This is a genomic window from Streptomyces sp. NPDC031274, from assembly GCF_055570235.1.
In genome coordinates this window covers 40,898-49,373 of record NZ_JBVIHP010000033.1, presented here as the reverse complement: position 1 = coordinate 49,373, position 8,476 = coordinate 40,898, and the positions used below count along the sequence as shown (strand labels likewise).

The following is an 8,476-nucleotide window of genomic DNA, read 5'->3' as shown; positions in this document are numbered from 1 at the left end:
TCGGCGTTTGCTCGTCTTTTTCCCCCCCCCCCCCCCCCCATCCCCCCCCCCCCCCCCCCCCCCCCCCCCCCCCCCCCCCCCCCCCCCCCGAGGCCGTGACTAACCCTCGAAGCCGCGCAGTCGTTCCATCTCCCGGCGGTCGCGCTTGGTGGGACGGCCCGTTCCCCGGTCGCGTACGCCGGCGGGGGCCACGGCCTCGCGGGGCGGTGGGGGAGGGCTGTTGTCGACGTAGCACTCGACGGCCACGGGTGGACCGACGCGCTTGCGGATGAGGCGTTTGACGATGACGACGTGTTGGCGGCCGTCCGCGTGGCGCAGGCGCACCTCGTCGCCGACGTGCACGCCGTAAGCGGGCTTCACGCGCTCGCCGTTGACCCGTACATGGCCGCCTTTGCAGGCCGCCGCGCCCATGGAGCGGGTCTTCACCAGCCGGACGGACCAGATCCAGGCGTCGATCCGCACGGATCCACCGCCTGCGGCACCGCCCGCGCCCCCGACCGCACCCGCGCCCCCGCCTGAAGTCTCCGAAGCCATGCCCCGACTTTAGTGCCTGCCCGGCCGCGCGGGTGTGTGCGGCAGCAGTGCGGCATCCCCGCCCGCACGGCGAGCCGTTCGGAAACCGTTCGCCTCGGAGTCTGATAATTCGGGCTAATCACTACAAAGCAGGATGTAGACCAGCCCGGACCAGCCCGGACCAGCCCGGACCGGACCAGATCAGGCCGGACCGGACCAGATCAGATCAGACCCAGGGGTGCCGCCTATGAAGCTCGAAGCCACCGTCGATGACCTGATGGATACGTTGCGCGCCGACCTCGAACGGCTCGCCGCGATTCCCTCCATCGCCTTCCCCGGCTTCCCGGCCGCACCGGTCATCGAGGCGCACGATCTGCTGGTCGAGCTGTTGCGCGGAGCGGGCGTGCCGACCGTCGAGCGGCTCGATCTGCCGGACACCTCGCCCGTGATCTACGGGGAGATCCCGCCGCCGACCCCCGAGGCGCCGACGGTCCTGCTCTACGGCCACTACGACGTCCAGCCGCCCGGCGACGAGAGCCTGTGGAAGTCGCCGCCCTTCGAGCCGACCCCGATCGAGGGCGGCCTGCGCGCCCGTGGCATCGCGGACGACAAGTCCAACGTCATCGCCCACCTGGGGATGCTGCGGGCCTACGGCGGCAGACCGCCCGTCGGGATCAAGATCGTCATCGAGGGGCAGGAGGAGTACGGCAGCGCCTTCGACGACTATCCGCCCACCGACCCCGAGCGGTTCGCCTGCGATGCCATGGTGGTCGCCGACCTCGGCAACCTCCGCCCCGGCACCCCCACCCTCACCACCGCCCTGCGCGGCGCGTCCGAAGTCGTCGTGGAGGTGCGCACTCTCGACGAGCCGCGCCACAGCGGGGAGTTCGGGGGTGCGGCGCCCGACGCGCTGCTCGTGCTCCTCAAGGCTCTGGCCACCCTCCATGACGTACACGGAGACGTGGCCGTGGAGGGGTTGCGGCGCGAGGACTGGAGCGGCACGAGCTACACCGAGGACGAGTTCCGCTCGCTCGCCGGTGTGCGTGAGGGGGTGCCGCTCATCGGCAGCGGCAGCCTGGGCGAGCGGCTGTGGAGCGGTCCCGCGATCACGGTGATCGGCCTGGACGCGCCAAGCGTCGAGCATGCCGCGTCGGCCGTGGTGCCGTACGCACGTGCCAAGTTGAACCTCCGCTTCCATCCCCGTCAGGGCGCGAAGGAGGCGCAGGACAGGCTGGTCAAGCACCTGCGCTCGCTCACACCCTTCGGCGTCCACCTCACCGTCACGCCCGGCGACACAGGACCCGGCTACGAGGCGGCCACCGGCGGCCCCGCCTACCGTGCCGCCCGTGCCGCGCTCAAGGAGGCCTGGGGCGAGGACGCCTCGTTCGTGGCCACCGGGGGCTCCATTCCCCTGGTCAACGGCCTCGCGAAGGCGGCACCCGGAGCCGAGGTCCTGCTCTTCGGCGCCCAGGACAGCATGTGCAACCTGCACGCCCCGAACGAGCGCGTCCTCTTCTCCGAGCTGCGCAACACGGTCCTGGCGATGGCCGCCTTCGTGCGTGAGTACGCCGCCGACTTCAGCGGCCCCGACGCAGGCTCCGACGCCACCCCTGACACCACCCCCGACACCACCGGGGAGAGCGGCGCATGAGTACCACCGCGACCGACCAACCCGGCACCGAAGAGCCCGAGCACCAACCGAAGTTCACTTTCCCCAGTGCCCTGACCATCCTCGCGATCGTCACCGTGGCCGTCTGGCTGCTCGCCTTCCTCATCCCGTCCGGCACCTACGACCGCAACGACAAGGGCGCCCCCGTCGAGGGCAGCTACCACCGCGTCGACTCGGGTCAGAGCTTCGTCGACCGCCTCAACGACCTCTTCCTGGCACCGGTCAACGGCCTGTACGGGGTCCAGGACGAGAAGTCCGGCATCGTCGGGCCGGACATGGCCGGTGAGCTGTACGGAAGCGCGGGCGTGTTCCTGTTCGTGCTCGCCATCGGCGCGTTCATCACCGTCGTCTTCGCCACCGGCGCCCTCGACCGCGGCATCGGCCGCCTCGCCCACCGGCTGCGCGGGCGGGGCGCGATGCTGATCGCGGGCGTGATGGTCGTCTTCTCCGTACTCGGCACGGTCGAGGGGTTCGCGGAGGAGACGCTCGGCTTCTACGGCCTGATCGTGCCCCTGATGCTCGCCCTCGGCTACGACCGGATGGTCGCGGTCGGCGCGATCATCCTGGGGGCCGGGATCGGCGTGCTCTGCTCGACCGTCAACCCCTTCGCGACCGGAGTCGCGTCCTCCGCCGCGGACATCTCCCTCGGCGACGGCATCGTGCTGCGGTTCGTGATGTGGGTCGTCCTGACCGCGGTGACCATCGCCTACGTCGTCCGCTACGCCAAGCGCGTACAGAAGAACCCGGAACGCTCCCTCACCGGTTTCCTGCCCGGCGACCGCGAGCAGACCGCGTCCGACGCGGGCGAGGTGCCGGAGCTGACACGCCTGCACAAGGCCGTGCTCGTCCTGGTCGCCCTCGTCTTCGCCTTCATGATCTTCTCCGTGGTGCCCTGGTCGAGCGCGCTCACGGGCAAGGCGGACGCGACACCGTACGGCTTCGAACTCGGTTGGTCCTTCCCGCAGTTGGCGGCGCTCTTCCTCGTCGCGGCGGCGCTCGTCGGGTGTGTGGCACGGATGGGCGAGCAGAAGCTCAGCTCGACGATCATCCAGGGTGCGGCCGACTTCATCTCGCCCGCCCTGGTGATCGTGCTCGCGCGCGGCGTCACGGTGATCATGAACAACTCGAAGGTCACGGACACCGTCCTGCACTCCATCGAGGGTGTGGTGAAGGGGACGTCCTCCGGCCTCTTCGCGATCATCGTCTTCGTCGTGAACCTGCCGCTCGCCTTCCTGATCCCCTCCACGTCCGGCCACGCGACCCTCGCCATGCCGATCCTCGCCCCGCTCGCCGACTTCGCCGGAGTCTCCCGCTCGGTCGTCGTCACGGCCTGGCAGGCGGCGAGCGGCTGGATGAACCTCTGGGTGCCGACGACCGCCGTGACCATCGGTGGCGTCGCGCTCGCGAAAGTCGGCTACGACAAGTACCTGCGCTTCGTCTGGCCGCTGCTCGCCATCTTGTCCGTACTCATCTGCGCGTTCGTGGCGCTTGGAGCGGCTCTCACATGACAACGAACTCACCAGCTGCGGTGGCCAGGCCTTCGGCGGCCGCGTACCGTAATCTCGCGGTCGCCACGATCGGATTCACCCTCACCTTCTGGGCATGGGACCTGATCGCGCCGTTGGGCAGCGATTTCGGGGAGCGGCTCGGCCTCTCCTCGTTCGCGCAGTCCCTGCTGGTCGCCGTGCCGGTCATCGTCGGCTCACTCGGCCGCGTCCCGGTCGGCGCGCTGACCGACCGCTACGGCGCCAAACTGATGTTCCCGCTCGTCTCGGCGCTCACCATCGTGCCGGTCCTGCTGATCATTCCGGCCAAGGGCAGTTACGTGGCGATGCTCGCGGTCGGCTTCCTGCTCGGCCTGGGCGGAACGACGTTCGCGATCGGCATCCCGCTGGTCAACTCCTGGTTCCCGCCCGCACACCGCGGCTTCGCGCTCGGCGTGTTCGGCATGGGAATGGGAGGCGTGGCGCTCTCCGGGTACTTCACCCCGAGGATCGCGGGGCACGGCGACAACCTGCCGTTCCTGGTCGTGGCCATCGCGCTTGCCGCCTTCGCGGTGGTCGGGGTGCTGCTCATCACCGACCACCCCGACCGGCCGGTGCCGACGAGCCCGCTCGCCACCCGTCTCGGCGAGGCAGGTCGGCTACGGGTGACGTGGGAGCTCTCCGCGCTGTACGCGATCGGCTTCGGCGGCATCGTCGCCTTCGGGGTCTACCTGCCCACCTACCTGAAGACCTGGTACGACCTCTCGCCCACGGACGCGGGCACGAAGGCCGCGGGGTTCGCTCTGGTCACGGTCATCTTCCGGCCCATCGGCGGCTGGCTCTCCGACCGGATCCACCCCGCGACGGTCACCTCGTCCGCGCTGGCCGTCGTCGCGGTCCTCGCCATCGCGCAGGCCTTCGAACCGTCACTGAACCCGGGCGGCACGATCTGCTTCCTGGTCATGGCGGCAGGCCTCGGCACGGCGAGCGGCGCCGTCTTCGCACTCGTCTCGCAGGTGACGCCCCAGGCGCAGGTCGGGTCGGTGACGGGGATCGTGGGGGCGATGGGAGGCCTGGGAGGCTTCGTCCCACCGCTGGTCATGGGGGCGATCTACAGCGCCAAGGGCTCGTACTCGATCGGCTTCATGCTGCTCTCGGATCTGGCGCTCGCGGGGTGCGTGTACGCGTACGGGCGGATGCGGGGGCTGCGGGCCGGGTAGCGGCGGGGCCAGGGTTCGGATGAGGTGAGGGTCGGTTGCACCGGGGCTGCGCGTACCGTCATCACCGGCTTCGCCGAGTTCGTCCTAAAGTGCCGGACGGGCGGATCGGGTTCAGCAGGTCCGGCGTTTGAGGACGTCTTGTACGGGGTCTGGGGCGGGGCCCCAGGCGGGTAGGTAGGTAGGGCCGGGGCTCAGGCGCGGTTTTCGGGAAGGGGCGGAGGCTGGGGGTCAGCCCTGTTCCCCCTCTTCTTCCTCGCCGAAGAGATGCCGCACCGTCGACCGGTAGTTGGTCCTGACGTGGGCCAGCGCCACGCTTCGTGCCCGCTCCGCATCCCCCGAGGCCACCGCCTCGTACAACTCCCGGTGCTCCGCCAGCAGATGCGTCCACTCCTCGTTCCGCCGCGTCATCCACCGCAGCCGTCCGTCCACCGGCTCCATGACCGACGTCAGCAGTCCGTTCCCCGCCATCGCCAGGACGCGGTCGTGGAAGCGCGTGTTGATGTCCGTGATCGCCTCCGCGTCCGCCGTATGCGTCGCCTTCGCGGCGCTGTCGAGCAGGGCGGACAACTCCGCGAGGCCCTCCTCCGTGGCGCGCTGCGCCGCACGCCCCGCCGCGAACACCTCCAACGCCTCGCGCAGTTCGAAGAGTTCGGTCACGTCGGTACGGGTGAGGCGGCGGACCACGGTTCTGCGCGGGGTCTCGAAGGTGACGAAGCCCTCGGCGACCAGGGCCCGGATCGCCTCGCGGACCGGGACCCTGGACACCCCGTGGCGTTCGGCGAGCTCGCGTTCGACCAGGCGGTCGCCCGGGCCGAGGCGTCCGGCGATGATCTCCTGCCGTAGCTCGGCGAGCACGCGTTCGCGTACGGCGGCCAGCGGCTGCTCCACGGTCGTCATGGTGTCCATCATTGCCGAACCCCGCATCGATTTACCGATTCGTAACCGTACGGACATTGCCGGGCGCCCCCGAGGGCGGGAGCATGACGGAATCTTTGGTATACCAAACTTTGGTATACCAAAGGGCGCCGCACCTCCGTCCCCCCTCGCAGGAGGCCCCGTGTCCCTCACCCAGCGCGCCGACGCCGCAGGCACCCCAGGCGCCGCGACCGACTTCGTGCCCGATCCCCGCCTCACCAACGAAGACCTCGCCCCCTCCGCCGAACGCAAGTGGAAGGTCTTCGACCTCTTCGCCCTGTGGATGTCGGACGTCCACAACCTCGGCAACTACACCTTCGCGGCCGGTCTGCTCGTCCTCGGCCTCAACGTCTGGCAGATCTTCACCTCGCTCCTCGTCGGCTTCCTGCTCATCTACGTCGGGATGAACATGATGGGGCGCATCGGCCAGCGCCACGGCGTGCCGTTCCCCGTCGTCAGCCGCATCAGCTTCGGTGTCTGGGGCGCCAACATCCCCGCCCTGATCAGGGCCGTGATCGCCATCATGTGGTACGGAATCCAGACCTATCTGGCCTCCATCGCGGTCAACGTCATGCTGATCGCCGCCTTCCCGGGGCTCGACGCCTGGACCGAGCACTCCTTCCTCGGCCTGCACGCCCTCGGCTGGTGTTCGTTCGTCGCCCTCTGGCTGGTGCAGGGGCTGATCATGACCCGAGGCATGGAATCCGTACGGAAGTTCCAGGACTTCTGCGGGCCCGCCATCTGGGTCGTGATGATCGCCCTCGCCGTCTGGATCCTCTGGAAGGCGGGCTGGACCATCTCGCTCACCAGCACCCCGAACCCGGTCTCCACCGGCGAGCAGGTGCGGCAGTGGTTCGGCGCCATCGGGCTCATCCTCGCCACCTACGGCACGCTGATGCTCAACTTCTGCGACTTCTCGCGCTTCGCCCCCGACTACCGCACCGTCAAGCGCGGCAACTTCTGGGGCCTGCCCATCAACTCCACGGCCTTCGTGATCCTCTCCGTCATCGTCACCGCGGGCAGCCTTGAGGTCTTCGGCAAGGCCATCACCGACCCCGCCGAACTGGTCGCCGAGATCGGCAACACCTGGGTGCTGATCTTCGGGGCGCTCACCTTCGCCGTCGCCACGATGGGCGTGAACATCGTGGCCAACTTCGTCTCACCCGCGTACGACCTGGCCAATGTCTGGCCGCAGAAGATCACTTTCAAGATCGGCGGAATCATCTCCACGGTCGCCGCGCTCCTCGTCACGCCGTGGAACCTCTACTCCAACCCCACCGTCGTGAACTACTTCCTCGGCGGCCTCGGCGCCTTCCTCGGACCGCTGTTCGGGATCATCGCGGTCGACTACTTCTGGGTGAAGCGCGGGCGCATCGACGCCGAAGCGCTCTTCAGGGCCGAGCCGGGGTCGGCGTACTACTACAAGAAGGGCGTCAACCCGAAGGCCCTCGCCGCCTTCGTTCCGACGGCGGGCTTCGCGGCCGTGTGCGCCCTTGTGCCGTTCTTCGACTACGTAGCGCCGTACTCCTGGTTCATCGGGACGGCCACGGCCGCGCTGCTCTACGCGGTGCTGTGCCGCGCCGAGCGGACCGCGGCACTCACGGACGCGGTGGAGGGCTAGTGCGCATCGTCGTCACCAACTGCAACACGACACAGGCGATGACCGAGGAGATCGTGCGCGGCGCCCGGGACGCGGCAGCCCCCGGCACCACGATCACCGGGCTCACCCCCGCTTGGGGGCCGGAGTCCGCCGAGGGGTGGCTCGACAGCTATCTCTCGGCGGCCGCCGTCCTCGACACCTTGCGCGGAACCCTGCGGGGAGACCTGCGGGGAAACCTGCGCGCAGACGAGGAGCCGTACGACGCCGTGGTCATGGCCGGGTTCGGCGAGCACGGACGCGAGGGCGCCCGGGAGCTCCTGGACGTGCCGGTCGTCGACATCACGGAGGCCGCCGCGCATCTGGCCTGTCTCCTTGGCCGCCGGTACGGCGTCGTCACCACCCTCGACCGGGCGCGCGGCCAGATCGAGGACAGCCTGCACGCGGCGGGCGTCGCACAGAACTGCGCCGCCGTGGTCGGAACCGGGCTCGGAGTCCTCGACCTCGGGGACTCCGAGGCCACTGTCCGCGCCTTCCTCGCCGCGGCCGAGCGGGCCCGCGACGCGGGGGCCGAGGTCCTTGTGCTCGGCTGCGCCGGGATGACCGGGCTGCAGGAGAAGGTCGGTGCCGCTCTCGACATGCCCGTGGTCGACGGGGTGGCCGCCGCGGTGAAGCTCGCCGAGGCGCTCGTCGGACTCGGTCTGACCACGAGCCGCGTCGGTGGATATGCCAAACCCCTGCCGAAGACTCGCACTTGGGCGCCGCCGCCGTCGGAGTGATTCTTCGGGTGATCTGCCGCCGGACCGGCGGTGTACGAGGCCTCGCGGGGGCCGGGCGACCGCAGACTCCGGGGAATGCGCCGGGCCCATCCGGTGCCGAGCAACTGGAGGTGCCCGGTGTCGCAGCCGCCCTTCCGATCACCCGGCCGAGCCCGTCCCCGCCCTTGTGGCGCCGGCCCCCGCCTCGCCCGGCTTCTCGGGGGGGGGGGGCGGGTGGGGGGGGGGGGGGGGGGGGGGGGGGGGGGGGGGGGGGGGGGGGGGGGGGGGGGGGGGAGGGAGAAGCCCGCGAGAGAACTCCC

General features: G+C 70.2%; 7 protein-coding genes. 5 read left to right on the top strand and 2 right to left on the bottom strand.

Translation table 11 applies throughout. The features are described 5' to 3' along the window. Window positions 1–99 precede the first annotated feature (99 nt). On the bottom strand, window positions 100–534 hold the full coding sequence (locus ACZ5CR_RS37725) for an RNA-binding S4 domain-containing protein (RefSeq protein WP_468866245.1): 435 nt from the start codon (window positions 532–534) through the stop codon (window positions 100–102). A gap of 226 nt (window positions 535–760) precedes the next feature. On the opposite strand from ACZ5CR_RS37725, the gene ACZ5CR_RS37720 reads away from it, so the two are divergent. The 3 genes from ACZ5CR_RS37720 to ACZ5CR_RS37710 are packed head-to-tail and all read left to right on the top strand — an operon-like array spanning window position 761 to window position 4,886. Then, window positions 761–2,164: a M20/M25/M40 family metallo-hydrolase gene (locus tag ACZ5CR_RS37720; protein WP_468866242.1), complete on the top strand. Its 1,404-nt coding sequence runs from the start codon at window positions 761–763 to the stop codon at window positions 2,162–2,164. Then, window positions 2,161–3,690 carry a YfcC family protein gene (locus tag ACZ5CR_RS37715; RefSeq protein ID WP_468866239.1) on the top strand — a complete coding sequence of 510 codons (1,530 nt, stop codon included), beginning with the start codon at window positions 2,161–2,163 and terminating at the stop codon, window positions 3,688–3,690. Before ACZ5CR_RS37720 ends, ACZ5CR_RS37715 begins: the two co-directional genes overlap by 4 nt. Then, window positions 3,687–4,886 carry an MFS transporter gene (locus ACZ5CR_RS37710; RefSeq protein ID WP_468866237.1) on the top strand — a complete coding sequence of 400 codons (1,200 nt, stop codon included), beginning with the start codon at window positions 3,687–3,689 and terminating at the stop codon, window positions 4,884–4,886. The genes ACZ5CR_RS37715 and ACZ5CR_RS37710 overlap by 4 nt, the downstream gene beginning before the upstream one ends. 228 nt (window positions 4,887–5,114) lie before the next feature. On the opposite strand, the gene ACZ5CR_RS37705 is transcribed toward ACZ5CR_RS37710, so the two are convergent. Next, the gene (locus tag ACZ5CR_RS37705; RefSeq protein ID WP_468866235.1) at window positions 5,115–5,783 is read right to left on the bottom strand and encodes a GntR family transcriptional regulator; all 669 of its coding nucleotides are present in this window, start codon (window positions 5,781–5,783) and stop codon (window positions 5,115–5,117) included. A gap of 160 nt (window positions 5,784–5,943) precedes the next feature. Here ACZ5CR_RS37705 and ACZ5CR_RS37700 point away from each other — a divergent pair, with 160 nt between their 5' ends. Together ACZ5CR_RS37700 and ACZ5CR_RS37695 are read left to right on the top strand one after the other, a co-directional pair. Further along, window positions 5,944–7,422: an NCS1 family nucleobase:cation symporter-1 gene (locus ACZ5CR_RS37700; protein WP_468866233.1), complete on the top strand. Its 1,479-nt coding sequence runs from the start codon at window positions 5,944–5,946 to the stop codon at window positions 7,420–7,422. Next, a complete protein-coding gene (locus tag ACZ5CR_RS37695; protein ID WP_468866231.1) occupies window positions 7,422–8,177 on the top strand; it encodes an aspartate/glutamate racemase family protein in 756 nt (251 codons plus the stop codon). The genes ACZ5CR_RS37700 and ACZ5CR_RS37695 overlap by 1 nt, the downstream gene beginning before the upstream one ends. The last annotated feature ends 299 nt before the right edge of the window (window positions 8,178–8,476 follow it).